Annotated in this window: 32 protein-coding genes; 13 read left to right on the top strand and 19 right to left on the bottom strand. The window is 59.6% G+C overall.

Features of this window, described 5'->3' with window-relative positions:
• Positions 1-222 precede the first annotated feature (222 nt).
• The 4 genes from ftsY to rpoH all read left to right on the top strand — a co-directional run bounded on the left by ftsY (position 223) and on the right by rpoH (position 4341).
• Positions 223-1686 (top strand): signal recognition particle-docking protein FtsY, encoded by a 1464-nt coding sequence (ftsY, locus tag AACY07_RS21130; RefSeq protein ID WP_339477304.1) that lies wholly within the window; start codon positions 223-225, stop codon positions 1684-1686.
• A complete protein-coding gene (gene ftsE, locus AACY07_RS21125; protein WP_019828060.1) occupies positions 1683-2354 on the top strand; it encodes a cell division ATP-binding protein FtsE in 672 nt (223 codons plus the stop codon). Before ftsY ends, ftsE begins: the two co-directional genes overlap by 4 nt.
• Positions 2351-3373, top strand: a complete 1023-nt coding sequence (gene ftsX / locus AACY07_RS21120) for a permease-like cell division protein FtsX (protein WP_339477300.1) — start codon at positions 2351-2353, stop codon at positions 3371-3373. Before ftsE ends, ftsX begins: the two co-directional genes overlap by 4 nt.
• A gap of 113 nt (positions 3374-3486) precedes the next feature.
• Positions 3487-4341 carry an RNA polymerase sigma factor RpoH gene (gene rpoH, locus AACY07_RS21115; protein WP_004419731.1) on the top strand — a complete coding sequence of 285 codons (855 nt, stop codon included), beginning with the start codon at positions 3487-3489 and terminating at the stop codon, positions 4339-4341.
• A 197-nt stretch (positions 4342-4538) separates the two neighbouring features.
• Here rpoH and mtgA read toward each other — a convergent pair whose 3' ends face one another.
• Positions 4539-5294 (bottom strand): monofunctional biosynthetic peptidoglycan transglycosylase, encoded by a 756-nt coding sequence (mtgA, locus tag AACY07_RS21110; RefSeq protein WP_133075158.1) that lies wholly within the window; start codon positions 5292-5294, stop codon positions 4539-4541.
• Positions 5295-5339: 45 nt separating this feature from the next.
• Between mtgA and AACY07_RS21105 the strand changes: the two genes are divergently transcribed.
• The 4 genes from AACY07_RS21105 (at position 5340) to trmB (ending at position 7576) form a co-directional block, all read left to right on the top strand.
• The gene (locus tag AACY07_RS21105) at positions 5340-5711 is read left to right on the top strand and encodes a DUF423 domain-containing protein (RefSeq protein WP_133075159.1); all 372 of its coding nucleotides are present in this window, start codon (positions 5340-5342) and stop codon (positions 5709-5711) included.
• A gap of 80 nt (positions 5712-5791) precedes the next feature.
• Complete coding sequence (gene thiS, locus AACY07_RS21100) at positions 5792-5992, top strand: sulfur carrier protein ThiS (RefSeq protein ID WP_016782550.1); 201 nt, start codon at positions 5792-5794, stop codon at positions 5990-5992.
• A 57-nt stretch (positions 5993-6049) separates the two neighbouring features.
• Positions 6050-6844 carry a thiazole synthase gene (locus AACY07_RS21095; protein WP_048361267.1) on the top strand — a complete coding sequence of 265 codons (795 nt, stop codon included), beginning with the start codon at positions 6050-6052 and terminating at the stop codon, positions 6842-6844.
• Between the two features lie 9 nt (positions 6845-6853).
• On the top strand, positions 6854-7576 hold the full coding sequence (trmB, locus tag AACY07_RS21090) for a tRNA (guanosine(46)-N7)-methyltransferase TrmB (RefSeq protein ID WP_133075160.1): 723 nt from the start codon (positions 6854-6856) through the stop codon (positions 7574-7576).
• A 147-nt stretch (positions 7577-7723) separates the two neighbouring features.
• On the opposite strand, the gene AACY07_RS21085 is transcribed toward trmB, so the two are convergent.
• From AACY07_RS21085 to AACY07_RS21040, 10 genes are all read right to left on the bottom strand, one after another.
• A complete protein-coding gene (locus AACY07_RS21085) occupies positions 7724-8047 on the bottom strand; it encodes a DUF3392 domain-containing protein (protein ID WP_019828049.1) in 324 nt (107 codons plus the stop codon).
• A gap of 9 nt (positions 8048-8056) precedes the next feature.
• Positions 8057-9271 carry a radical SAM family heme chaperone HemW gene (gene hemW, locus AACY07_RS21080; RefSeq protein ID WP_326425038.1) on the bottom strand — a complete coding sequence of 405 codons (1215 nt, stop codon included), beginning with the start codon at positions 9269-9271 and terminating at the stop codon, positions 8057-8059.
• Complete coding sequence (gene rdgB, locus AACY07_RS21075) at positions 9268-9864, bottom strand: RdgB/HAM1 family non-canonical purine NTP pyrophosphatase (protein ID WP_133075162.1); 597 nt, start codon at positions 9862-9864, stop codon at positions 9268-9270. The genes hemW and rdgB overlap by 4 nt, the downstream gene beginning before the upstream one ends.
• Positions 9861-10298 (bottom strand): DUF4426 domain-containing protein, encoded by a 438-nt coding sequence (locus AACY07_RS21070; protein WP_339477294.1) that lies wholly within the window; start codon positions 10296-10298, stop codon positions 9861-9863. Before AACY07_RS21070 ends, rdgB begins: the two co-directional genes overlap by 4 nt.
• Positions 10299-10323: 25 nt before the next feature.
• Complete coding sequence (metW, locus tag AACY07_RS21065; RefSeq protein WP_133075164.1) at positions 10324-10944, bottom strand: methionine biosynthesis protein MetW; 621 nt, start codon at positions 10942-10944, stop codon at positions 10324-10326.
• A gap of 7 nt (positions 10945-10951) precedes the next feature.
• Positions 10952-12091 carry a homoserine O-succinyltransferase MetX gene (metX, locus tag AACY07_RS21060; protein ID WP_339477293.1) on the bottom strand — a complete coding sequence of 380 codons (1140 nt, stop codon included), beginning with the start codon at positions 12089-12091 and terminating at the stop codon, positions 10952-10954.
• Positions 12092-12303: 212 nt separating this feature from the next.
• On the bottom strand, positions 12304-12603 hold the full coding sequence (locus tag AACY07_RS21055; protein WP_048352495.1) for a DUF167 domain-containing protein: 300 nt from the start codon (positions 12601-12603) through the stop codon (positions 12304-12306).
• The gene (locus AACY07_RS21050) at positions 12603-13190 is read right to left on the bottom strand and encodes a YggT family protein (RefSeq protein ID WP_133075167.1); all 588 of its coding nucleotides are present in this window, start codon (positions 13188-13190) and stop codon (positions 12603-12605) included. The genes AACY07_RS21055 and AACY07_RS21050 overlap by 1 nt, the downstream gene beginning before the upstream one ends.
• A gap of 10 nt (positions 13191-13200) precedes the next feature.
• Positions 13201-14019, bottom strand: a complete 819-nt coding sequence (gene proC, locus AACY07_RS21045) for a pyrroline-5-carboxylate reductase (protein WP_326425043.1) — start codon at positions 14017-14019, stop codon at positions 13201-13203.
• 32 nt (positions 14020-14051) lie between these two features.
• Positions 14052-14738, bottom strand: coding sequence for a YggS family pyridoxal phosphate-dependent enzyme (locus AACY07_RS21040; protein WP_326425045.1), 687 nt, complete (start codon positions 14736-14738; stop codon positions 14052-14054).
• Positions 14739-14795: 57 nt separating this feature from the next.
• On the opposite strand from AACY07_RS21040, the gene AACY07_RS21035 reads away from it, so the two are divergent.
• Positions 14796-15788: a type IV pilus twitching motility protein PilT gene (locus AACY07_RS21035; protein ID WP_339477290.1), complete on the top strand. Its 993-nt coding sequence runs from the start codon at positions 14796-14798 to the stop codon at positions 15786-15788.
• Between the two features lie 110 nt (positions 15789-15898).
• Here the strand turns inward: AACY07_RS21035 and AACY07_RS21030 are convergent, their stop codons facing one another.
• Complete coding sequence (locus tag AACY07_RS21030; protein WP_133075171.1) at positions 15899-16546, bottom strand: C40 family peptidase; 648 nt, start codon at positions 16544-16546, stop codon at positions 15899-15901.
• 252 nt (positions 16547-16798) lie between these two features.
• Between AACY07_RS21030 and AACY07_RS21025 the strand changes: the two genes are divergently transcribed.
• Positions 16799-17215: an NINE protein gene (locus tag AACY07_RS21025; RefSeq protein WP_133075172.1), complete on the top strand. Its 417-nt coding sequence runs from the start codon at positions 16799-16801 to the stop codon at positions 17213-17215.
• Between the two features lie 122 nt (positions 17216-17337).
• Here AACY07_RS21025 and AACY07_RS21020 read toward each other — a convergent pair whose 3' ends face one another.
• The 7 genes from AACY07_RS21020 to gshB all read right to left on the bottom strand — a co-directional run bounded on the left by AACY07_RS21020 (position 17338) and on the right by gshB (position 23330).
• On the bottom strand, positions 17338-18609 hold the full coding sequence (locus tag AACY07_RS21020; protein ID WP_133075173.1) for a dihydroorotase: 1272 nt from the start codon (positions 18607-18609) through the stop codon (positions 17338-17340).
• Entirely contained in the window at positions 18606-19610 is a 1005-nt protein-coding gene (locus AACY07_RS21015) for an aspartate carbamoyltransferase catalytic subunit (RefSeq protein WP_019828034.1), read from the bottom strand. The genes AACY07_RS21020 and AACY07_RS21015 overlap by 4 nt, the downstream gene beginning before the upstream one ends.
• A 17-nt stretch (positions 19611-19627) precedes the next feature.
• Positions 19628-20143, bottom strand: a complete 516-nt coding sequence (gene pyrR / locus AACY07_RS21010) for a bifunctional pyr operon transcriptional regulator/uracil phosphoribosyltransferase PyrR (protein ID WP_133075174.1) — start codon at positions 20141-20143, stop codon at positions 19628-19630.
• 84 nt (positions 20144-20227) lie between these two features.
• Positions 20228-20668: a Holliday junction resolvase RuvX gene (gene ruvX / locus AACY07_RS21005; RefSeq protein WP_339477287.1), complete on the bottom strand. Its 441-nt coding sequence runs from the start codon at positions 20666-20668 to the stop codon at positions 20228-20230.
• Positions 20668-21240 (bottom strand): YqgE/AlgH family protein, encoded by a 573-nt coding sequence (locus AACY07_RS21000; protein ID WP_133075176.1) that lies wholly within the window; start codon positions 21238-21240, stop codon positions 20668-20670. The genes ruvX and AACY07_RS21000 overlap by 1 nt, the downstream gene beginning before the upstream one ends.
• Before the next feature lie 159 nt (positions 21241-21399).
• Positions 21400-22299: an energy transducer TonB gene (locus tag AACY07_RS20995; RefSeq protein WP_219262663.1), complete on the bottom strand. Its 900-nt coding sequence runs from the start codon at positions 22297-22299 to the stop codon at positions 21400-21402.
• A 77-nt stretch (positions 22300-22376) separates the two neighbouring features.
• A complete protein-coding gene (gene gshB, locus AACY07_RS20990) occupies positions 22377-23330 on the bottom strand; it encodes a glutathione synthase (RefSeq protein ID WP_133075178.1) in 954 nt (317 codons plus the stop codon).
• 246 nt (positions 23331-23576) lie between these two features.
• Between gshB and pilG the strand changes: the two genes are divergently transcribed.
• The 3 genes from pilG to AACY07_RS20975 are packed head-to-tail and all read left to right on the top strand — an operon-like array spanning position 23577 to position 24954.
• Entirely contained in the window at positions 23577-23984 is a 408-nt protein-coding gene (pilG, locus tag AACY07_RS20985) for a twitching motility response regulator PilG (protein ID WP_019828024.1), read from the top strand.
• A 42-nt stretch (positions 23985-24026) separates the two neighbouring features.
• The gene (gene pilH / locus AACY07_RS20980) at positions 24027-24404 is read left to right on the top strand and encodes a twitching motility response regulator PilH (protein ID WP_095027494.1); all 378 of its coding nucleotides are present in this window, start codon (positions 24027-24029) and stop codon (positions 24402-24404) included.
• Between the two features lie 10 nt (positions 24405-24414).
• Positions 24415-24954 carry a chemotaxis protein CheW gene (locus AACY07_RS20975; RefSeq protein WP_133075180.1) on the top strand — a complete coding sequence of 180 codons (540 nt, stop codon included), beginning with the start codon at positions 24415-24417 and terminating at the stop codon, positions 24952-24954.
• The last annotated feature ends 27 nt before the right edge of the window (positions 24955-24981 follow it).

Below are 24981 nucleotides of genomic sequence, written 5' to 3'. Positions count from 1 at the left end.
ATAGGAGCCCGCTTGGAAGTGTGGATGTATCCCGGTAAATTTCGCATTTTTGCCGACTTTCCCGTGACAGACCCGAGTTAAGACGAAGTTCACGAGGTGCGTTTTACCCTCTGAACACAGTTGCGTGCGAACAAGCTGACAAAATTACAGTCTGTTTCACACCGAATATTATTTGCCGGGGCGCCACAGTGGCGCGCCGCTACGATGAGATAGCCGTCCTCCATGTTTGGTTCCAACGACGACAAGAAGAACCCAGCTGCGGCTGGCGAGAAAAAAGGCCTGTTCGGATGGCTGCGCAGAAAGCCGCAGGAAACCGTCGTGGAACAGCCCGCGCCTGCGCCCGAAATTACCCCGCAGCCGTTGATTGAGGCCACTGTGGTGGTCGTCGAGGCAACGCCTGAAGTGGTCGTCGTGGCCGCAGCACCAGCGGTTGAGCCAGCCATTGAACCGCCTGTCGCCCTTGAGGCGGCGCCCTGGCCGCCGTTGCCTGTTCCCGAAGAGCCGGTGGCACTGGTTGCCGACGTGCAAGCGCCGCATGTCGTGCCTCCGATTCCTGAGCCTGAGGTGGTTGTTCCCGAGCCGGTGATTGCCCCGGAGCCTGTGATTGAAGAGCCCGAGGTGGTTGAACCCATCGTTGAGCCAGAGCCAGAGCCAGTTGCCGTTGTTGAGCCGGTTATCGTGCCAGCTCCGGTGGCTGCAGCCGCTCCTGTGGTTGAAGCCCCGGTGCCGGCTCCGGTGGTTGCCGCTGAACCCAAGACAGGCTTCTTTGCCCGTCTCAAGCAAGGTCTGTCCAAGACCAGCGCCAGCATTGGCGAAGGCATGGCCAGCCTGTTTCTGGGTAAAAAGGCCATTGATGACGATCTGCTCGAAGAGATCGAAACCCGTTTGCTGACCGCCGATGTGGGCGTTGAAGCAACGTCGGTGATCATTAAAAACCTGACGCAGAAAGTCGCACGCAAGCAATTGACCGATGCCGACGCACTGTACAAGTCGTTGCAGGACGAGCTGGCGGCCATGCTCAAGCCGGTTGAACAGCCGCTGAAAATCGAATCGCAAAACAAGCCATTCGTGATTCTGGTGGTGGGCGTCAACGGTGCCGGTAAAACCACCACCATCGGCAAGCTGGCCAAAAAGCTGCAGCTTGAAGGCAAGAAAGTCATGCTGGCGGCCGGTGATACCTTCCGCGCCGCGGCCGTTGAGCAGTTGCAGGTGTGGGGCGAGCGCAACCATATCCCGGTCATCGCCCAGCACACTGGCGCTGACTCGGCATCGGTGATTTTTGACGCCGTGCAAGCCGCCAAGGCCCGTGGCATCGACGTATTGATCGCTGATACCGCCGGTCGCCTGCACACCAAAGACAACCTGATGGAAGAACTCAAGAAAGTTCGTCGGGTTATCGGCAAGCTCGACGCCGATGCCCCGCACGAAGTGTTGCTGGTACTTGATGCCGGCACAGGGCAGAACGCTATCAGCCAGACCAAGCAGTTTGATCAGACCGTTGCCCTCACAGGCCTGGCGCTGACCAAGCTGGACGGCACGGCAAAGGGCGGGGTGATTTTCGCCTTGGCCAAGCAATTCAATATCCCGATCCGCTTTATCGGTGTGGGTGAAGGCATTGATGATTTGCGTGACTTTGAGTCCGAACCCTTTGTCCAGGCTCTGTTTGCGGAGCGGGAGCGTCCATGATTCGTTTCGAGCAGGTCGGTAAGCGCTATCCAAATGGACACGTGGGCCTGCACGAGCTGAGCTTTCGGGTCCGTCGGGGCGAATTCCTCTTTGTGACCGGCCACTCCGGCGCAGGTAAAAGCACGCTGTTGCGCCTGCTGCTGGCAATGGAACGTCCGACCACCGGCAAGTTGCTGCTGGCCGGGCAGGACCTGGGGCAGATCAGCAATGCGCAGATTCCTTTCTTGCGTCGCCAGATCGGCGTGGTGTTCCAGAACCACCAGCTGTTGTTTGATCGCACGGTGTTCAACAACGTCGCCTTGCCGCTGCAGATTCTCGGGTTGTCCAAACCTGAAATCGCCAAGCGAGTCGACTCGGCGCTGGAGCGTGTTGCGCTGTCGGACAAAACCGATCTTTATCCAGGTGACTTGTCCACAGGTCAGCAACAACGCGTGGGCATTGCCCGAGCCATCGTCCATCGTCCGGCCTTGCTGCTGGCCGATGAGCCCACCGGTAACCTCGATCCGCGTCTGGCGGCGGAAATCATGGGCGTATTTGAAGACATCAACCGTTTGGGCACCAGCGTACTGATCGCCAGCCATGACCTGGCCCTGATCGCACGCATGCGCCATCGCATGCTGACTTTGCAGCGCGGGCGATTGATTGGCGACGGGGAGGCCGCTGTATGAGTGCAACACGCAGCTCCAAAGTGTCCGAACGCGTAGCACCCAAGGCAGCCGATCCGCAGCCACCGAAGAAAAAACACGACGATGACGATGGTCCGACCTTTGGCATGTTGTTTCACGCCTGGGTTGAGGCTCACCGTGCAAGCTTGCTAGATAGCCTCAAGCGCCTGGGCAAGCAGCCCATTGGCAGTTTTTTTACCTGTCTGGTGATGGCCGTTGCTCTGAGTCTGCCCATGGGCTTGTCGTTGTTGCTTAACAACGTCGAGCGCTTGGGAGGTTCCTGGCAGCGTGCAGCGCAAATCTCTCTGTACTTGCAGATGGATGCCAGCAGCGAGCAGGGTGAAAAACTCAGCGATCAGATAAAAGGTATGGCGGGGGTGGCTGACGCAGAATTCATCAGCCGTGAAAAAGCCCTTGAAGAGTTCCAGCAGCAGTCAGGGCTGGGCGAAGCGCTAAAAGAACTGCCCGATAACCCGTTGCCGGGCGTAGTGCTCGTGACTCCGGCCGAGGTCGATAAAGCCACGCTTGAGGCGCTTCGCGAGCGTCTTGCGCAGTTGCCAAAGGTGCAACAGGCGCAACTTGATCTAGTCTGGGTCGAGCGCTTGGCGGCCATCTTGAAATTGGGTGACCGTTTTGTGTTTGGCTTGACGGTGTTGCTGGTATCAGCTTTGCTGCTGGTCATCGGTAATACGATTCGTTTGCATATCGAGAATCGTCGTATCGAAATTGAAGTCATCAAGCTGGTCGGTGGTACTGACAGCTATGTGCGCAGGCCATTTCTATACATGGGCGCGCTGTATGGTTTCGGTGCGGGAGTGCTTTCCTGGGGCGTTTTGGCTTTCGGCCTGAATTGGCTAAACGACGCGGTGGTGGGATTGGCTGGTCTGTATGGCAGCAATTTTGCCCTGGCGGGTGTGCCGGTAGCCGATGGTCTGTCTCTCTTGCTTGGCGCGGTGTTGTTAGGGTATATCGGTGCATGGATTGCAGTCGCGCGTCACTTACGTGAGCTTTCGCCCAAGTAGTGTCTTTACACCTGTTGACCTTTTCAGCTTTTTTTGGGAACTTTTTTCCAGGTTTCCGGTCAACTTTCGCAGTGCTGAACTGCACGAGTTATGTAAGACGGAGGTTTTTTCGTATGACCACTTCTTTGCAACCTGCGTATGCGTTGGTCCCTGGTGCGAACCTTGAGGCCTATGTCAACACGGTGAACAGCATTCCACTGCTGACACCGGAGCAGGAGCGTGAACTGGCCGAGAGTCTCTATTATGAGCAGGATTTGGGGGCGGCTCGGCAGATGGTGCTCGCCCACCTGCGTTTTGTTGTACACATTGCCCGTAGTTATTCGGGCTATGGCCTGGCTCAGGCTGATCTGATCCAGGAAGGCAACGTCGGCCTGATGAAGGCGGTCAAACGCTTTAACCCTGAAATGGGCGTGCGTCTGGTGTCGTTCGCCGTTCACTGGATCAAGGCAGAGATCCACGAGTTCATTTTGCGTAACTGGCGGATCGTGAAAGTTGCGACCACCAAGGCTCAGCGCAAACTGTTCTTCAACCTGCGCAGCCAGAAAAAACGTTTGGCCTGGCTGAACAACGACGAAGTTCATCGTGTGGCTGAAAGCCTCGGCGTAGAGCCTCGTGAAGTACGCGAGATGGAAAGCCGCCTGACCGGTCATGACATGGCCTTCGACCCGGCAGCTGAAGCTGACGACGACAGTGCATTCCAGTCGCCAGCCAACTACCTGGAAGACCATCGGTACGACCCGGCGCGCCAACTGGAAGATGCTGACTGGACCGATAACTCCACCAGCAACCTGCATGAAGCGCTGGAAGTGCTGGACGACCGCAGTCGCGACATTCTGTATCAGCGCTGGCTGGCTGAAGAGAAAGCCACGCTGCACGACCTGGCACAGAAGTACAACGTGTCTGCCGAGCGGATTCGTCAGCTTGAAAAAAGCGCGATGAACAAGCTCAAATTGTCGATTGCCGCCTAACCCGGCTCGATAAAAAAACGCCCCGGCTCGCAAGAGTCGGGGCGTTTTTGTGTGTGTTGCAGTTGCGTTCATTCTACGGCGCGGATGGTGTGGGAGCGGGCGTGCTCGCGACGGCATCACTGCGGTTGGCCTGACAAACCGAGCGCTGCGCATCGCGAGCAAGCCCGCTCCCACAAACTCATGGGCGGGGGGCCGCTTCAGTCAGCCCACGGCGCCTTGCGCGAGTTATTCAGGGTGTCGAGGTAGCTATCACCGCCCAACTGGCGCATCTGCTGGCGAATCCAGCCTGCGCGGCGGCTCACGTAGGTGCTGGGGTGGCTGGCGCTCCAGTTCAACGGGCTGGGCAGCACCGCTGCCAGGTAGCTGGCCTGCTGGGTTGAAAGGTTCTTGGCACTCACGCCGAAGTGATGGCGAGCTGCCGCTTCTGCGCCGAATACACCTTCATCCCACTCTGCGCTGTTGAGGTACACCTCAAGAATTCGCTGCTTGGGCCAGAGGATTTCAATCAGCCCGGTAAACCAGGCTTCCAGGCCCTTACGTAACCAGCTGCGGCCCGACCATAAAAACAGGTTCTTCGACACTTGCTGGCTCAGCGTGCTGGCGCCGCGCAATGTGCCGCCCTGCTCGTTGTGCACCAGGGCAGCGCGGATTGCACCGAAGTCGAAACCCCAGTGCTCGGGAAATTTCTGATCCTCGCCAGCCATGACTGCGACTTTGAGGTCGTTGGAGATTTCATCCCACGGCCGCCAGCTGCGCTGCAGGTCGATGGGCTCACCATCGAACCAGGACTCGACCTTGCGCTCGACCATCAGTGCAGTGCCGGGTGGTGGCACCCAGCGAAAGATCAGCACCAGCAATGCGCTGCCCACTGCGAACCAGAGCAGGGCTTTAAGAAAGCGGTGAACAAGAAAACGCAGCATAGATGGCTTGGCCGAACCCGTTGAGCGGGCCATTATACAGACCCTGCGCCATTCGATGATCCTGACTGGAGTTACCCCATGCTGCGCACTTATTTGATGCTGGCCGCTTTCTTTGGCTTTACCGGTGTTGCGCTGGGCGCATTCGCCGCCCACGGCCTGAAAGGTCGCTTGAGTGAGCAGTATCTGGCTATTTTTCATACAGGCGTGACCTACCAACTGGTCCACACCCTGGCCCTTTTCGGCGTGGCATTGCTTGCCACGCATCTGCCCGGACGCCTGGTGACCTGGGCAGGTATCTGTTTCGCCCTCGGGATCGTGCTGTTCTCGGGCAGTCTGTACCTGCTGACCATGACTGGCATCAGCAAGCTGGGGATCATTACACCCTTCGGTGGCCTGGCATTTTTGGCCGGCTGGCTGTGTTTGGGGCTGGCCGCCTGGCGCCTGAGCTGAGGCCACAAGATGAATGGCTTGGGTCGGCCTGACTGATCGGGCTAGAATGCTGGCCCCTTAAAATGAAGGCAGCGTCGCGCATGCTCATTCAGTTGAACGGTGAATCCTTTGAACTACCGGACGGCGAGACCGTCGCGGATCTGCTGGCACGCCAGGAGCTGACGGGCCGTCGGGTCGCGGTCGAGCTCAATCTGGACATTGTCCCGCGCAGCCAGCATGCCGAAACGGTACTCAAAGCAGGCGATCAGGTTGAAGTGGTGCACGCCATCGGTGGCGGCTAGGTTTTGCCACACACTTCACGCCCGGCCCACAGTGCACATAATTAAAGAGGATTCCCGATGAGCAACGTTCGCAGCGACAAGCCCTTTATCCTGGCTGGCCGTACCTATCAGTCGCGTTTGCTGGTAGGCACCGGCAAGTACCGTGACCTTGAAGAAACCCGCCTGGCCATCGAAGCCTCGGGTGCTGAAATCGTCACTGTTGCTGTGCGTCGCACCAACATCGGCCAGAACCCGGGCGAGCCCAACCTGCTGGACGTGTTGCCGCCGGATCGCTACACCATCCTGCCGAACACCGCCGGTTGCTATGACGCGGTCGAAGCCGTGCGCACCTGCCGCCTGGCCCGTGAACTGCTCGATGGCCACAAGCTGGTCAAGCTCGAAGTGCTGGCAGATCAGAAGACCCTGTTCCCCAACGTCATCGAAACCCTCAAGGCCGCCGAGATTCTGGTCAAGGACGGTTTTGACGTCATGGTGTACACCAGTGATGACCCGATCATTGCCCGCGAGCTTGAAGCCATGGGCTGTATTGCCGTGATGCCGCTGGCTGGCCTGATTGGTACAGGTTTGGGGATCTGCAACCCGTACAACCTGCGCATCATTCTTGAAGAAGCAAAAATTCCGGTGCTGGTCGATGCGGGTGTGGGTACTGCCTCCGACGCGACCATTGCCATGGAAATGGGCTGTGAGGCGGTGCTGATGAACTCGGCCATCGCCAACGCCCAGCACCCGATCATCATGGCCGAAGCCATGAAGCACGCCATTGTGGCGGGCCGTCTGGCGTATCTGGCCGGGCGCATGCCGAAAAAACTCTATGCCAGCGCCTCTTCGCCGCTGGATGGTCTGATCAAGTAAGAGCCACTGATGACTGAATCACTAGACACCCCAATCCCGGAAGAAGGCGAAGATCGCCAACACCGCCGCATCAAGAGTTTTGTGATGCGCGCCGGGCGCATGACCGAAGGCCAGCAACGCGGCCTCGATCAAGGTACGCCGCTCTATGTACTGCCGCTGGCTGACGCGCCGGTCGATTTTGATCAGGTGTTCGGCCGCTCCGCGCCGCGTACCCTCGAAATCGGCTTTGGCATGGGCCATTCCCTGCTGGAAATGGCGGCTGCTTCGCCTGAGCAGGACTTCATCGGGGTAGAGGTTCACCGCCCGGGTGTGGGCGCGCTGTTAAATGGCGTGCTGACCCAGGGCCTGACCAACCTGCGGGTTTACGATTGCGATGCGATCGAAGTGCTGACCCGTTGCGTGGCAGACAACAGCCTTGACCGTCTGTTGCTGTTCTTCCCGGACCCTTGGCACAAGAGCCGTCACCACAAGCGCCGGATCGTGCAAGCATCCTTCGCCGAGCTGGTGCGCTCCAAGCTCAAGGCCGGTGGTGTGCTGCACATGGCTACCGATTGGGAACCGTACGCTGAATACATGCTGGAAGTGATGAACGTCGCGCCGGGCTACCGCAACCTGGCTGAAGATGGCCTTTGCGTGCCGCGTCCGCCTGAGCGCCCGGTGACCAAGTTCGAACGCCGCGGCGAACGTCTGGGTCATGGTGTGTGGGATTTGAAGTTCGAAAAACTGGCGTAAGCGGTTTTTCTGATACCGGCCTCACCCTGCTTTGGGGCCGGTCAAGATGTGGGAGCGGGCTTGCTCGCGATGCAGACGGCGCGGTCTACCTGCAGACCCCGGCGATACTATCGCGAGCAAGCCCGCTCCCACAGCAGTTATGTGGTCTCAGCGTCGATCCGCCACAACCCCGATCAACACCAGCACCACCAACAACACCGGCGCCAGGCTGTAGTTGTTGAACTGGCTCAATCCGCGCTCCACCCACGGCGTGGCATAGATCAACGCAGCGCCGCTGCCGATCAGGCACAGCAAGGCCATCAGCGGTACGCGCAAGGCGCCGGCGATGCTGCCCAGACGTTGTTCGACCCAGCCCTTGAAGTCGGCACCAAACAGCACCAGCACACAGCCAATCAATGCCAGAGCGATCTCCGAGAGATGGCTGCGGCTCCAGCGCGATACGGTGGCAAGCAGGTCAAGTACCAAGTCCATTCGAGTTCCTTAGGTCAAAAAGTGCTGCAACAAGTCGTTGAGAAACAGCTGGCCCCGGGCGGTTGCCGCCAGGCGTGACGGTTCGACCTGCAATAAGCCACTTTGTTCGGCTTCTTTGCGTCCAATGCTCAGGCTTTCCAGGGGCAACCCGGTGCGCTGAGGGTAGAGCACCGAGTCGACGCCATCGGTCAGGCGCAAGGCGTTCATTAGAAACTCGAAAGGTAGCTCTTCGGCTGTAAGGGTTTTCTCGCCTGCTTGAAAGTTTTTAGCTGGATTCAGGTAGTCCTTCGGCAGGCGGGTTTTCCAGGTGCGTACGATACGGCCATCGGGATGGCTCAATTTGCCGTGGGCTCCGGCGCCGATGCCGATAAAGTCGCCAAAGCTCCAGTAGTTGAGGTTATGCCGCGCCGCACGACCGGGCTGGGCATAAGCCGAAACTTCGTACTGGGCGTAGCCGTGTTCGGCGAGCAGGGCCTGGCCGGCTTCCTGAATATCCCACAGGGTGTCGTCTTCAGGCAGAACCGGCGGCTGGTTCCAGAACACGGTATTGGGTTCCAGTGTCAGCTGATACCACGACAGGTGGGTCGGCTTGAGTGCGATCGCCTGGCGCAGGTCGCCCAGGGCGTCTTCCAGCGACTGATCGGGCAAGCCGTGCATCAAGTCCAGGTTGAAATTATCAAAGCCCGCCTGACGCGCCATCCCGGCCGCACGCACGGCCTCGTCACCGTTGTGGATGCGGCCCAGGGCCTGCAGTTTTTCTTGCTGGAAGCTCTGGATACCAATCGACAGGCGATTGATCCCCAGTTGGCGGTAGGCCACGAACTTTTCCTGCTCGAACGTACCGGGGTTGGCTTCCAGGGTGATTTCGATATCGCTGGCAAACGGGATACGCGCTTCAACACCCTTGAGCAAGCGCCCCAGGGATTGCGCGCTGAACAGGCTGGGTGTGCCGCCGCCGAAAAATATCGAGCTCAGCTCACGGCCATAGACGGCATGCAGGTCCTGATCAAGATCGGCCAGCAGCGCGTCGACGTACTCGTCTTCGGGCAGCACCGGGCTTGCGGTGTGGGAGTTGAAGTCGCAGTACGGGCATTTGCGCACGCACCACGGGATATGGATGTACAGCGACAGGGGTGGCAATTGGCTCAGCGGCGCGCGCGGCGCCTGCTGGGTAAAGCCAGCCGCGCCCAGATAGAGCGGCTGTGGAGGTGTGTCGTGGGTCATTTCAGGCCCAAACGCTGACGCAGAAGAACCATGGCCCGGGCACGATGGCTCAGCTGGTTTTTCTCGATCGGGCTGAGTTCGGCGCTGGAGCAGTTGCGCTCTGGGACCCAGAACAGCGGGTCATAGCCAAAACCGTGTTCGCCACTGGCCACAGGCAGGATGCGCCCGTGCCACAAGCCTTCGCAGATAATCGGCAGCGGATCATCGGCGTGGCGGACGAGAGCCAGCACGCAGACAAACTGTGCGCCGCGCTCGGCTTCAGGCACGTCCTTGAGGGCGTCCAGCAGCTTGGCGTTGTTCGCCGCGTCACCTTGGCCGTCAGCGTAACGCGCCGAATAGATGCCCGGCGCGCCACCGAGAAAGTCCACCGCCAGCCCCGAATCGTCGGCCAGTGCCGGCAAACCCGAGATGCGCGCCGCATTGCGGGCTTTGAGAATCGCGTTTTCAACAAACGACAAACCGGTCTCATCCGGTTCGACGCTGCTGAACTCTCCAATCGAGCGCAACTGCACCGACTCGCCGAGCATGGCCTGAAGTTCTTTGAGTTTGCCGGCGTTGTGGCTAGCCAGTACCAGTTGCGTGAGGTTCATCATTCGATTGGAGCGACCATTTGAGAAAATTGGATGGTTTCAGAGGTTGCGCCGCCAGCCTTCACATCCATCTTGAAGGTGAAGGTTTGCGGTCCGGCCACCGGGAACTGGGCCAGATAGTTGATTTCGCCGTTCTTGCCCACCTGCCGGAACGTCAGCGGTGTCGGTTTGGCGTCGCCACTCTGGACCGTGCCCTGAACGTTGGCGGCAATGTTTTTGCCGCCCTTGTTCAGGGTGATGTTCAGGACCGCATTGGTTTTGCTGCGGGTGACTTGAAATTCGTTGGCGATGTCCGGCGTCAGGAAAGTCGACGGGAACGCGTTGTAATACACCGTTGTGTCGCCAAACGTCTGCTGACGCTGGGCAGAGGTTCCGTCACCGGCAAACGCCTGCATGCCAAAACACATTGAAAGCAGTAGTAATCCAATACGACCCATTGTCACTCTCCTTGAACTTGCTGGTTTAGACCGCGACCTGATGATCTTGAAGGCCAGGGCTGCTGACACGATAAATGCCAATCTCGCCCAACAGGTTAGGCCATATCTTGCTTGCCCACCCGTGTCGGTGTTGTTGATCCACGGCAAGACGGTTGATCACCCGGGCTTCACGACCACGGCACAGCGCTTCGAAGTCTTCGAAGGTGCAGAAGTGGATGTTCGGCGTGTTGTACCAGGTGTAGGGCAGAAAGTCGGAAACCGGCATCCGTCCCTTGCTGGCCAGGTACCAGCGGCAGCGCCAGTGGCCGAAGTTGGGGAAGGTGATGATGCATTGGCGACCCACGCGCAGCATCTCGTCGAGGATCCGGTCGGGGTAATGCACGGCTTGCAGCGCCTGGGTCATGACCACGATGTCGAAACTGTTGCTGGCGAAGTTGCCCAGGCCTTTGTCGAGGTCTTGCTCGATGACGTTGATGCCCTTGGCAACGCACTCGGCGATATTGTCCGGGTCGTTTTCCAGGCCGTAGCCGGTGACTTGTTTGTTGTCGCGCAGCCAGCTCAGCAGCTCACCATCACCACAACCGAGGTCGAGCACGCGGCTGCCGGCGGGGATCCAGTCTTGGATGATTTCCAGGTCGGCTCTCATGGCGTTCTCACAGTTCTATTCGGTTCATGTAGTTGCGAAAGGCTTGCAGGTAGCGCGGAATCGGGATCAGGAAGGCGTCATGGCCCTGCGGAGCGTCGATTTCCAGATAGCACACGTCTTTTTTCGCGGCCATCAGGGCATCCACCAGCTCCCGCGAACGGGCCGGCGAGAAGCGCCAGTCGGTGGTGAACGACATCACGCAAAAGCGCGCCTTGGCACCGGCAAAGGTTTTGGCCAGGTCGTCGTCGAAATTGGCCGCGGGGTCGAAGTAGTCCAGCGCCTTGGTCATCAGCAGGTAGGTATTGGCGTCGAAACGGCCGGAGAACTCTTCACCCTGATAACGCAGGTAACTCTCGACCTGGAACTCGACGCTGTGGAAGTCGTAGTTGAGGTTTTCGTTTTTCAGGCCACGGCCGAATTTTTCACCCATCGAGTCATCGGACAGATAAGTGATGTGCCCTACCATGCGTGCCAGCATCAGGCCGCGCTTGGGGATTACGCCTTTTTCCTGGAACGAACCGCCGTGGAACTCGGGGTCGGTGAGGATGGCCTGGCGGGCGACTTCGTTGAACGCGATGTTTTGCGCAGACAATTTGGGTGCCGAGGCAATCGCCAGGCAATGGCGCAGGCGATCCGGGTAGCTGATGCTCCATTGCAGCGCCTGCATGCCGCCCAGGCTGCCACCGATCACGGCGGCCCACTGGTAGATACCCAGCCGGTCGGCCAGACGTGCCTGACTGTGGACCCAGTCTTCGACGGTCAATACCGGGAACTCGGCGCCAAACGGGCGACCGGTTTCGGGGTTGGTGCTGCTGGGGCCGGTAGAGCCGTTGCAGCCGCCCAGATTGTTCAGGCTGACGACGAAGAACTTGTTGGTGTCGATTGGCTTGCCGGGACCGATGCAGCTGTCCCACCAGCCGGGCTTGCGATCATCGGCGCTGTGATAGCCCGCCGCATGATGGTGCCCTGACAGCGCATGACAGATCAGTACCGCATTGCTGGCGGTGGCATTGAGCTGGCCGTAGGTTTCGTAAATCAGGTCGTAGGCAGGCAGCGAGCGGCCGCAGGCTAACGCCAGGGGCTCGTTGAAGTGCGCCGTTTGCGGCACAACCAGACCAACGGAATCGGGGGGAAAGGCAGCTGGCATCGACCTGCTCTCATTTAAATGAGGCGTAAGTCTAATGAGCGGGGGACCCAGCAGCAAGGACAAGAAATTCCGTAGCAGCTGCCGAAGGAACGAGGCTGCGTTCGGCGGCGAAGCCGTCGTAATTTCAGGTAATGCGGTGTGTCAGTTAAAAAGGACATGCTGGTTTTATGATCGCTTCGCAATCGAACGCAGCCTCGTTCCTTCGGCAGCTGCTACGAAAGTGTGGGCCTGGCCAGCCCCGGCAGGTCCGGCAGTTTTTTCGGGCCGTGCAAGCGCACCCGTTTCTGACGGTTCAGTTCGCCGCTGATCAGGCTTACCTGGCTTTTGGAGATGCCAAACGCCTTGGCCAGAAAAGCCATCAGGTGGGCATTGGCCTTGCCTTCTACCGGCGGGGCAGTGAGGCGGATTTTCAGACGATCACCGTGCAAGCCAGCGAACTCGTCGCTGCTGGCCTTGGGTTGCAGGTGACAGTCGAGAATCAGGTCCTCGCCGTCCCAACGGAAGTAGCTCATCAGATCAGGCCGAACAACACGACCGGCATGCCGACGTACATCGCCAATGGCGGGATCACGTAGCTCTGGATCAACTGGATGACCATGAACGCCAGGATCGGCGAGATATCCAGGCCGCCCATGCTTGGCAGGAAGCGGCGAAACGGTGCCAGGGCAGGCTCGGTGATCTGGTTGACCAGTTCAGCGCCCGGGCTGGTGCTGCCCGGTGCAACCCACGACAGGATCACGCTGATGATCATGGCGAAGAAGAACACCTTCAAAAACAGTGCGGTCACGCCAATGATCGCCCATAACAGCAGGCCCAGCACGTTGAACGACATGTAGCTGAGCGTCAGTACCACGGCGAAAATCACCATCTGCACGACGATTGCCAGTACCAGGGACGACATGTCCAGGCCGAACAGGCTTGGAATCACCCGGCGCAGAGGCTTGAGCAAAGGCTGGGTGGCCTTGACCGTGAACTGGCACAGCGGGTTGTAGAAGTTGGCGCGCACCAGCTGCAGGATGAACCGCAGCAGTACGATCAGCAGGTAGAGGCTACCCAGGGTTTGAATTACGAAAATGGCTGCGCCATTTAGTCCTGACATCATGTGCTCCTTATTGACCCAGTTGTTCGGCCATTTCGGCCGAGCGGTGCGCGGCGGCACTCAATGCTTTTTCGACCGAGGCTGCGAAGCCGTCGGCCTGGAATGATTTGATTGCAGCTTCGGTGGTGCCGGCAGGCGAAGTCACGCGGCGGCGCAGTTCGGCGGCGTCGACATCGCTGCCCACGGCCATGTGCGCGGCGCCCAGGGCGGTCTGCTCGGCAAGCTGCTTGGCGACTTCGCGGGGCAGGCCGAGCTTGACGCCAGCCTCGGTCATGGCTTCGATCAGCAAGAAGAAGTACGCAGGACCACTGCCGGACACGGCGGTCACGGCATCGATCTGCGCTTCGGTATCAACCCACACCACAATGCCCACGGCGCTCAACAGTTGCTCGGCCAGCTGGCGTTGCTCGGCGCTGACGCCGGAGGTGGCGTACAGGCCGCTCACGCCTTTGCCCAGCAGCGCCGGGGTGTTGGGCATGCAGCGTACCAGCGGTTGGTTGCCCAGCCAGTTGAAGAGGCTGGCGCAGGTAATGCCTGCGGCAATCGATACCAGCAACTGATGCGGCAAGAGGTGCGGGCGCAGGTCCTGGCACACGGCTTTCATGGCCTGTGGCTTGACTGCGATCACAATCACATCGGCGTCTTGAATGGCTTGGGCGTTATCGGCAAACAGCTCGACACCGTGCTCGGCGGCCACTTTGGCCCGGGTCTCGGCACCGGGATCGCTGGCGCGGATCTGTGCTGCATCCAGACCTTTGGCCAACAGGCCGCCGATCAGGCTGGAAGCCATGTTGCCGGCGCCGATAAAGGCAATACGCGTTTTGCTCATAACCGATCCTTATAAAAAAAGAGAAGGCCCCTTCAGGCCTGGCCGTAGTCGCGGGCGCCAAATAATGCGGTGCCAATGCGCACCCAGGTGGCACCTTGGGCAATAGCCGACTCAAGGTCGTGGCTCATGCCCATCGAAAGCGTGTCGAGCCCCATGTTCAGGCTCTCTTGCAGCGTGCGTACCGCCGCAAATGCGGCGTCCTGCTCGGCGCGGTCTTGCGTTGGTTCCGGAATCGCCATCAAGCCGCGCAGTTTCAAACGGGGCAGCGCGCTGATTGCGGCCGCCAGCGCAGGCAAGTCTGCCGGGTTACAGCCCGATTTACTGGCCTCGCCACTGACATTGACCTGAATGCAGATGTTGAGCGGCGGCAAGTCTGCCGGGCGCTGGTCAGACAAGCGCTGGGCAATCTTGAGCCGGTCAACGGAATGCACCCACGCAAAATGCTCGGCGATGTCGCGCGTCTTGTTCGATTGAATGGGGCCGATGAAGTGCCAACACAAGGGCAGGTCGGCTAATTCGACCTGTTTGGCGCGGGCTTCCTGCAGGTAGTTTTCGCCAAAGTCGCGAACCCCTGCGGCATAGGCTTCACGCAGTGCGGCGGCAGGTTTGGTCTTGCTGACAGCGAGCAGGTGAATGCTCGTTACATCACGTTGCACAGCCAGTGCTGCTGCACGGATGCGAGCCTCAACCTGTGCAATGTTGCCTGCTATCGTGGACATTCGTTTAAGCCCGCCGTTGTGAAAGTCTGCGGCATTCTACTGGAATTGGGAGGGGGGATGGATATCGCCGACCTGTTGGCGTTAAGCGTCAACCACGGGGCTTCGGACTTGCACCTGTCAGCGGGCATGGTGCCGATGCTGCGCATTGACGGTGACATGCAGCGTTGCGATTTGCCGGTGCTGGAGGCAGGGCAAGTGCGAAGGCTAGTCCAGGGCGTCATGAGTGAAGCACAGCGCCGAGGGTTTGAGGCGCTACTCGAAGCCGATTTTGCGTACGCCCTGCCGGGGCTGGGTCGCTTCAGGGTCAATGTTTTCGAACAGCAGCGCGGCCCCGGAGCCGTGTTTCGCCGCATAGCCGAGACAGTGCCCAGCCTTGAATCGCTGGGCCTGGGCGCCGTATTCAGCCAGCTCTGCCAGGCACCCCACGGGCTGGTCCTGATCACGGGCGCGACGGGCTCGGGCAAGACCACCACCCTGGCGGCGATGATTGATCACCTCAACCGCACCCGCCAACGGCACATCCTCACCCTTGAGGACCCGATCGAGTTTATCCACCCGCCGCGTCAGTCCCTGATCAGCCAGCGCGAGGTGCATCGCCACACCCACAGCTTTGCAGCCGCGTTGCGTTCGGCCATGCGCGAAGACCCGGATGTGATCATGCTGGGCGAGATGCGCGACCTGGACACCATCAGGCTGGCGCTGACAGCGGCAGAAACCGGGCATCTGGTGTTTGCCACGCTGCACACATCGTCGGCGGCCAAGACCATCGACCGGATGGTGGATGTGTTTCCCGGCGACGAAAAGGCAATGGTGCGCGCCCTGCTCTCGGAGTCACTGCTGGCCGTGGTTTCCCAGACACTGGTGAAAAAAGCAGGAGGGGGGCGTGTGGCAGCTCACGAAATCATGCTGGCCACGCCTGCGATTCGACATCTGATTCGGGAGAACAAGGTGGCGCAGATGGTTTCAGCGATCCAGACCGGCGCGGCGGTGGGCATGCAGACGCTGGAAATGGGCCTGAACAGGCTGAGGGAGCAGGGACTGACGCAATAACGGGGTGGGGGTGTTGTTTCTGTGGGAGCGGGCTTGCTCGCGATCCAGGCGGCGCGGTTCAGCGGGTGAACCACATCGCTCCCATCGCGAGCAAGCCCGCTCCCACAGCTTTAGCGTTGTACAACCTGCAGCGGGGCTTTCTCTTTAGGCAGTACGCGCTTGGCGACCACGTAGTGGCTCTGCCAGTAAGGCTTTTTCAGCGTGTCGATAGTGACCGACTTGCCGCGACGCGGAGCGTGGATGAACCGGTCGTTGCCCAGGTAGATGGCAACGTGGTTGACCTTGCGGCTCTTGATGTTGAAAAACAGCAAGTCGCCAGGCTTCAGATCCTTGCGTTCGACCTTCTGACCATGACCACTGGCCATTTCGCTTGAAGTGCGCGGCAAGTCGACTGCTGCAACGTCATTGAAGGCATATTTGACCAGGCCGCTGCAGTCAAACCCTTTGCTTGGGCTGCTGCCGCCCCAACGATAAGGGGTGCCCAACACGTTTACAGCGCGGCTCAGGACCGTGCTGCTTTGCTTGTTGGCGGCTGCCAGTGAAGCGGTCGCAATTTTGCCTGGGGCTTTGCGGTGGGCTTTACTGGCTGCAGGACGTGCTACGGTCTTGCTGTTAGAGGCAACGTAAGCGGCGCCCGCAGATGACTTTGCGGTGTAGCCGGTGAAGCCTGAAGGAAGATGTTGCTCACGATTGGTGGCGTGGGCGGCCAGTGGCAATAATAGGCAAATGGTTAGCCATGTCTTGAATATAGGACGCATTCGGCAGGGCTCAATGGTTATAAACGCGAAACTTTATAACAGCTTTTTTGTCCTTTCTCAGGCCATTTGTCAGTTGGACTATGGGGTCAAATTCAGCAAAGGTGGTGGCAAATTGTCACATGGTGACGGCGCAGGTCAGGTCCTATAAGGCTTTGCGCCATTTCTTGTAAGACACTTTTACCTTTTGCACGACAGTAAAAAAGTCACAAAAAACTTCACAATATTTTTCTATCAGCAGCAACGAGGGCATTTATGAGCGGCTATCGAGACGATATACAACGCGATACTCACAGCAAAGTGCTGGGCTACCTGCTGTGGATTTTCGGTTTTCTGGGGGCGCATCGCTTCTATTACGGCAAGCCGGTGACCGGGACGATCTGGTTTTTCACCTTGGGCTTGTTGGGAATTGGCTGGTTGATCGACTTGTTCCTGATCCCGAGCATGGACCGTGAAGCTGACTTGCGATTCACCTCAGGCGACACAGACTACAGCGTGGCCTGGATTCTGCTGACGTTTCTGGGGTTGTTCGGCGTACACCGCATGTACATGGGCAAATGGATCACCGGGATCATCTACCTGTTTACCGGTGGTTTGTTCTTGATCGGTATCCTGTATGACTTCTGGACCTTGAACGAGCAGATCTCGATCAAGAACGCAGAGCGTCGTTAAGCCGTCGCACATTAAAGCCTGTGGGAGCAGACTTGCTCGCGATTCAGGCACCTCGGTCTTTCTGAAAGACCGAGTTGATCCAATCGCGAGCAAGCCCGCTCCCACAGGGTGCACTTCAGGCTTCAGCCTTCGTAACTGATCCGACCATCCACCAGCGTGTAACGCACGGCACTCGGCAGGCAATGGCCGAGGAACGGGCAGTTATCGCCTTTGGAATGCCATTTTTCGCCGACCAGGGTCGAGGCCGCCGGGTCAAACAGCACCAGGTCTGCAGCCGAGCCTACCGCCAGCTTGCCGGCCGGTAGGCGCAGTGCCTGAGCCGGGCCTGCGCTGAGACGAGAAAGCAGTGTCGGCAAGTCCAGCAGGCCGTCTTCTACCAAGGTCATCGCCAGCGGCAGCAATACTTCAACACTACTCATGCCCGGTTCGGTAGCGCCGAACGGTGCCAGTTTGGCGTCACGTTCGTGGGGCTGGTGATGGCTGGAGATGGCTTGCACCACACCCGACTTCACCGCCTCGCGCAGGCCATCTCGGTCGGCACGGGTACGCAACGGCGGTTGCACGTGGTAAACGCTGGAGAAATCCTCCAGGGCCTCATCCGTCAAAATAAGCTGATACAGCGCCACATCGGCCGTGACCTTGAGGCCGCGTGCCTGGGCCTGGGCGATCAGGGCCACGCCCCGTGCACTGGTCAGTTGACTGAAGTGCGCGCGCACGCCGCTTTGCTCAACCAGCAGCAGATCCCGGGCCAGCGCCACGGTTTCGGCGGTTTCCGGGATGCCCGGCAAACCACGGAACGCGGCCATCGCGCCATCGTGGGCAATACCGCCTTCGGCCAGGTCACGGTCCTGGGAGTGGAAAATCACCGTCAGGTCGAACGTGGCCGCGTATTCCAGTGCCCGGCACAGGGTGCGGGTGTTGGTGAAGCTGTTGAGGCCATTGCCAAACGCCACACAGCCGGCATCGCGCAAAGCGATCAGCTCTGCAAGCTGCTCGCCCTCCAGGCCCTTGCTCAGTGCGCCAATGGGGAACACTTTGCAGTTTCCGGCTTCGCGGGCGCGGTCCAGGATCAGCTCGGCCACCGCCGAGGTATCCAGTACCGGCTTGGTGTGCGGCGGGCAGCACAGGCTGGTGACGCCACCGGCTGCCGCAGCACGGGTTTCGCTGGCAATGGTGCCTTTGCGGCTGTAACCCGGCTCGCGCAGGGCGACGTTCAGGTCAACCAGGCCGGGGGCGGCCACCAGGCCCTGGGCCTCAATGGTTTGAGTCGGGGTGAAACCGGCTGGCGCTGCGCCAATGGCAATGATCTTGCCGGCTTCCAGATGCAGGTCAGTCACTTGATCCAGCTGGGTGCCCGGATCAATTACACGGGCGCCGAGAATGCTGAGCTTCACTGGGCGTTCTCCTGTTCGAATTGGCGCTGGGCGGTTTGTCCGCTCATGGTCATGGACAACACGGCCATGCGTACGGCAATGCCGTAGGTCACTTGGTTGAGAATCACCGAGTGCGGACCGTCGGCCACGGCGGATTCGATTTCGACCCCGCGGTTGATGGGGCCCGGGTGCATCACGATGCAATCGGGCTTGGCGCCGGCCAGGCGCGCAGTGGTCAGGCCGAACAGACGGTAGAACTCGCCTTCGCTCGGCAACAGGCCGCCGGACATGCGCTCGCGCTGCAGGCGCAACATGATCACCACGTCGACGTCTTTCAGGCCTTCGGTCATGTCGGTGTAGACCTTCACGCCATATTGCTCGATGCCGATCGGCAGCAAGGTCTTGGGTGCAATCACGCGGATGTCAGGGCAGCCGAGGGTCTTGAGGGCGATCATGTTCGAGCGCGCGACCCGCGAGTGCAGGATGTCGCCGACGATGGCCACCGACAGGTTCTCAAAACCGCCCTTGTGCCGACGAATGGTCAGCATGTCGAGCATGCCCTGGGTCGGGTGCGCGTGACGGCCGTCGCCACCGTTGATGATCGCTACCTGAGGGCACACGTGCTCAGCAATGAAGTGGGCGGCGCCGGAGTCGCCGTGGCGTACCACGAACATGTCAGCGGCCATGGCTTCAAGGTTGCGCAGGGTGTCGAGCAGGGTCTCGCCCTTGCTCGCCGACGAGGTCGACACGTTGAGCGTGATCACGTCGGCAGACAGGCGCTGGGCGGCCATTTCAAAGGTGGTACGGGTGCGAGTGGAGTTCTCGAAGAACACGTTGCATACGGTCTTGCCGCGCAGCAACGGGACTTTTTTCACCGCTCGGGCACCGACTTCAAGGAACGAGTCAGCGGTGTCTAGGATTTCAGTCAGCAGCTCGCGGCGCAAACCGTCGAGCGACAGAAAGTGGCGCAGCTGGCCCTGATCATTGAGCTGCAGCGGGCGCTTGGCGTCTGTAGGCGTCATCGCAATGGTCTCATCTCTTAATGGGCAGGAAGGGCTAGGTCTTGAAGTTCGAGTGTCAGTGGCGCAGGGCCGGACAACTTCACCCGCTCGCTCGGCTTGAGGCACAAGGTCGCCCCCACCACATCCGGCCGGATCGGCAGCTCGGCCGCGTCCAGGTCCAGCAGGCTGACCAGCGTCACGCTGGCCGGACGTCCATAGTCGAACAGCTCGTTAAGTGCCGCGCGGATGGTGCGACCGCTCATCAGCACGTCGTCGATCAGCACCAGGTGCTGGCCTTCGATTTCGAACGGCAGCTCAGAGGGACGCACTTGGGGGTGCAGGCCGTTCTGGCTGAAGTCATCGCGGTAGAACGATACGTCCAGCGTACCCAGCGGAGCATCGCTGTTGAGCGCCCGCAGCAGCGCCTGGGCAACCCAGATGCCGCCAGTGCGGATACCGATAAAATTCGGTTCAGTAATGCCGCGACGGGCAAGGTGGGCCTTGAGATCAAGGGCCATCTGGGAGATCAGTTCAGCGGGAACAGGCAGGATCATGGTGGCTCCTTTAAAGGCCCGCGCAGCAAAACGTGCAGCGGCGGGCGCAAACAACGGGGCGGGTCAAGTGATACAAGCGCCGGGTCAGTCCTGGGATTGAGCCGGGTTTTCGTCGAGCCAGCCTTGCAGCACCAGCTTGGCGGCGATGGCATCGACGGGGTTGTCGCGGTAGCTGCCGCGCTGGCCGCCCTGGGCCCGGCGTTCGCCCTTGGCCTCGAAGGTGGTCAGGCGTTCATCGTGGGTGAAAACGGGCAGATTGAAGCGGCCATTCAGACGGTTGGCAAATTTTTGCGCACGGGCGCAGAAGTCGCTCGGGGTACCGTCCATGTTCAACGGCATGCCGACCACCATTGCGTCGGGCTGCCATTCCTTGATCAGCTTTTCAATTTCTTCCCACCTGGGAATGCCATTTTCGGCTTTCAAGTTGCATAGCTCGCGGGCTTGGCCGGTAATCATCTGGCCGACAGCGACACCGATGGATCGGGTGCCGTAGTCAAAGCCCAGCAGTAAACGAAGGCCGGCCATCAGGAATGGCCTGCTTGGGTGCTTAACAAATTGAGGTTCACTCCGAGGTGTTTCGCGGCCGCGTCGAGGCGCAGCTCGCTAGGGGTTTCAAACAGGACATCAGCGGAATACGGGCAGGTCAGCCACGCATTGTCGACCAGTTCGGCTTCCAGCTGGCCAGCGTCCCACCCGGCATAGCCCAGGCAAATCAGGCTGCGGTTCGGGCCGTGCCCGTCGGCAATGCTGAACAGCACATCGGCCGAGGTGCTGAGGGCCAGCCCGTCAGCCAGCTCGACGGTGGCGTCAAAGCTCATTCCCGTGGGGTGCAGGACAAATCCACGGTCAGTCATCACTGGCCCGCCGCCATAGATCGGAACGTGCTGGCACAGGGCCGAGGAGAGTTTTTCCGGACGCAACTGCTCAAGAATGTCCGCCAGGCTCAGTTCCAGCGGGCGATTGATCACCAGTCCCATGGCCCCACTGGCCGTGTGCTCGACGATGTAGGTCAAGGTGTGGGCAAAATTCGGGTCGGCCATGTGCGGCATGGCGATCAGGAATTGATGCTTGAGGTAAGTCGGTGCGTGGTTTTTCATGAGTCTTAGTGTGGCGCTGGCAACGTGAACTGACAAGTTTGAGGATGATAAAAGCCCTGTAATCACTGCCGAAGGCTGCGATAAGGTCCGCAGGACCTTCAAAAGCCAGGGCCGCGGTGCGCCCCATCGCAGCCTTCGGCAGCGACTACAGGTTTTACCTCAGTTGCTCGAAAGCCGATCGCCCTGGGCGAACTTCCAGGTGCGGATGATTTCGAGCCGGTCGATGTCCGCCAGGTCGCCCGTGAACGGTGCAAAGGGTGCGGCCAGGCGCACGATGCGTTGAGCAGCCTGATCCAGCAGCGGCTGGCCCGATGATTCAAGCACCAGCACTTCATGCAGCGAACCGTCCCGGTTGATCGACACCAGCAGTCGCAGCTTGCCGTAGATTTTTTCGCGACGTGCCTGTTCGGGGTAATTCAGGTTGCCGATGCGCTCGATCTTCTTGCGCCAGTCCTCTTTGTACCAGGCGCCCTTGTCGCGCATGGTCGAGGCCGCACTCATGCGGTAGATCTTCGGACGCTTGGCGTACAACTGCTGCTCGTTGGCCAGTTCGGCCTCCAGGCTGGATATCTCGCTGGACAGCTGGGAGCTGTCGAACGTTGGAATGCTGGCCTTGGGCGCGGCTTCGGTCTTGACCTTTTGCGGCTGGCTCGGGGCTTTTTTCGGGGCTGGCGCCACGGTGGTCACGGCAGCCTTGGGTGCGGTTTGGGTCTGCTCGGGCTTGGCGGCCGGCGGCGGAGTGACCTTTTTGACGCTGTTGTCCTGGAAAGGAGCAATTTCAGTGGTCTTGGGCACGGCTTTTTTATCCAGCGTGCCGCTGCCTTGCTGATTGTCCTGAGCCAGAAAGTCCGCTTTCTCCGGGGCCTTTTCGCTTTTGAATGTGGAGAGCGTGATCTCCAGGGTTTTACTGATCTGTTTGGGTTCGGTCATGCTGAAACCCACGCCCACAATCACCGCGATATGAATCAGCGCCGCCACAAACAGGGTAAATCCAAGGCGATCGGCCGCTCGCACGCCTTTATGGCTGAGTTCGGGGGGCAGGTCGCTGGGGAGTGTCATGGCAAAAAGACCAACATCGCGGGTTTCACAGGGTGCGCATGATAGCGCAATGTTGGTCGATTACTGGGTGTTGCAGATCAGCGCGCGGCGAGCTTGCGCTCAATCGCGTCCATCAGCAGGGCGCCGATATTGGTACCGAACGCATTGTCGATCTCGCGGATGCAGGTCGGGCTGGTGACGTTGATTTCGGTCAGGTGCTCACCGATCACGTCCAGGCCGACAAACAGCAGCCCTTTTTCACGCAGCGTCGGGCCTACCTGAGCTGCAATCCAGCGGTCCTTGTCGCTCAACGGACGGGCTTCGCCCCGACCGCCTGCAGCCAGGTTGCCACGGGTTTCGCCAGCTGCCGGGATGCGCGCCAGGCAATACGGAACAGGCTCGCCGTCGATCATGAGGATGCGTTTGTCGCCGTCCTTGATCGCCGGTAAATAGCCTTGAGCCATGATTTGCTGGGTGCCGTTGGCGGTCAGGGTTTCGAGAATCACCGACAGGTTCGGATCGCCCACACGGTGACGGAAGATCGACGTTCCGCCCATGCCATCCAGGGGTTTGAGAATCACGTCACCGTGCAGGGCGGCGAACTCACGCAATACATCGGCGCGGCGGCTGACCACGGTGGGCGGCGTGCACTGGGTGAACTGGGTGGCGAACAGCTTTTCGTTGCAGTCGCGCAGGCTTTGCGGCTTGTTGACGATCAGTACGCCATCACGCTCGGCCTGCTCCAGCAGGTAGGTGGAGTACACGAACTCCATGTCGAAGGGCGGGTCCTTGCGCATCAGGATCACGTCCAGGTCGCTCAGGGCCGTGTCGGTTTCGGCGTCCAGCTCGAACCATTTTTCAGGGTTGGCGAACACCTTCAGCGGCTTCATGCGCGCCCGTGCCTTGCCTTCATTCAGGTAAAGGTCTTGCTGTTCCATGTAGAACAGGGTCCAGCCGCGATCCTGGGCGGCCAGCAACATGGCCAGCGAGCTGTCCTTTTTATAGGAGATGCCCGCAATGGGGTCCATGACAATCCCGACTCGAACGCTCATGGCAAATTCCTCAATAAATAATGGGCAAAAAGGCTCTGAAAAGTGGCGCCAGAGTGGCGCTGAGTGTGGCCCCGGTCAAGGAAAAACCACCTGCTCCAGCACGCCTTGGGCGGTTCGATAGATTGACGGTCGTGACTGTGCTAAAAAGGCTGGCACAGTGCTTTGAGCCCTTGTCCATCAAGGAGTTGGGGTTTTAAGTCGCACAGTTGTAACAAAATGGGTCGCCGTGGCGATGGTAGAGCACATATGGAAAAACATTCCAGCGCCTTGAAGGTGATGGTAATCGACGATTCGAAAACCATTCGCCGCACCGCCGAAACGCTGTTGAAAAACGTGGGCTGCGAGGTCATTACCGCCATCGACGGTTTCGATGCGCTGGCCAAGATTGTCGACCATCATCCGCACATCATCTTTGTCGACATCATGATGCCGCGTCTGGATGGCTATCAGACCTGCGCACTGATCAAGAGCAACCGGGCGTTCAAGTCGACCCCCGTGATCATGCTGTCGTCCAAGGACGGCCTGTTCGACAAGGCCAAGGGACGAATTGTGGGTTCTGATCAATTTTTGACCAAGCCCTTCAGCCGTGATGAATTGCTGAGCGCAATCAAGGCCCATGTGCCAGCCTTCAACATCGTACAAAGTGCTCAATGAAGCCCGGCCAGCCGGCCAACCACCTTATAAATGGGGAACACCATGGCTCGCATTCTGATCGTCGATGACTCGCCGACTGAAATGTACAAATTGACCGGCATGCTGGAAAAGCACGGCCATGAAGTGCTCAAGGCTGAAAACGGCGCCGACGGCGTTGCCCTGGCACGCCAGGAAAAGCCCGATGTGGTGTTGATGGACATCGTGATGCCGGGCCTCAATGGTTTTCAGGCCACGCGTCAGCTGACCAAAGATCCGGAGACCAGCTACATCCCGGTTATCGTTGTGACGACAAAGGATCAGGAAACCGACATGGTCTGGGCCCAACGACAAGGGGCCAAGGGCTACCTGACCAAGCCGGTCGATGAAGAGCAACTGATCCTCAAGGTGAAAAAAGTCCTGGAAGAAAACCCTCCAAAATGACGGCCGCCTTATGCCTGGCTCACTGACGGCCTTCGAACTGCTGCTTGAAATCGACCAGCGCTGTCGCCAGCTGGCAGCGGGCCTGGTGCCTGCACAAGCGCAACTCGATACCTGGAGCGGGATCGGCTTTCGCATCGGCGAGCATTGTTTTGTGGCGCCGATGGGCGAAATTGCCGAAATCCTCCATGAGCCGCGATTCACCTTGTTGCCCGGTGTAAAGCCCTGGGTCAAGGGCGTGGCCAATCTGCGCGGGCAATTGCTGCCGGTCATGGACCTGTGCGGCTTTTTCGGGGTTGAGCTGTCGCCCTTGCGTAAACAGCGCCGGGTGCTGGTGCTGGAATATAAAGACGTGTTTGTCGGGTTGCAGGTGGACGAAGTGCAGGGCATGCAGCACTTTGCCCATGCCGATCTCAATGCCGATACGCACGCGTTGCCTCATCCGATGTTCGCGCCTTATGTGCAGGGGCATTTTGCTGGCGAACACCCTTGGTGGGTATTCAGCCCGTTTGCCCTGGCTCAGGCGCCGCAATTCTGGGCGGTGGCCGTGTGATCAGGCCTCGCGCTTTAAAACGGGATC

Source organism: Pseudomonas sp. RL_5y_Pfl2_69 (genome assembly GCF_963970465.1).
Taxonomy (GTDB): Bacteria; Pseudomonadota; Gammaproteobacteria; order Pseudomonadales; family Pseudomonadaceae; genus Aquipseudomonas.
This window is presented reverse-complemented; position numbering and strand designations above follow the sequence as displayed.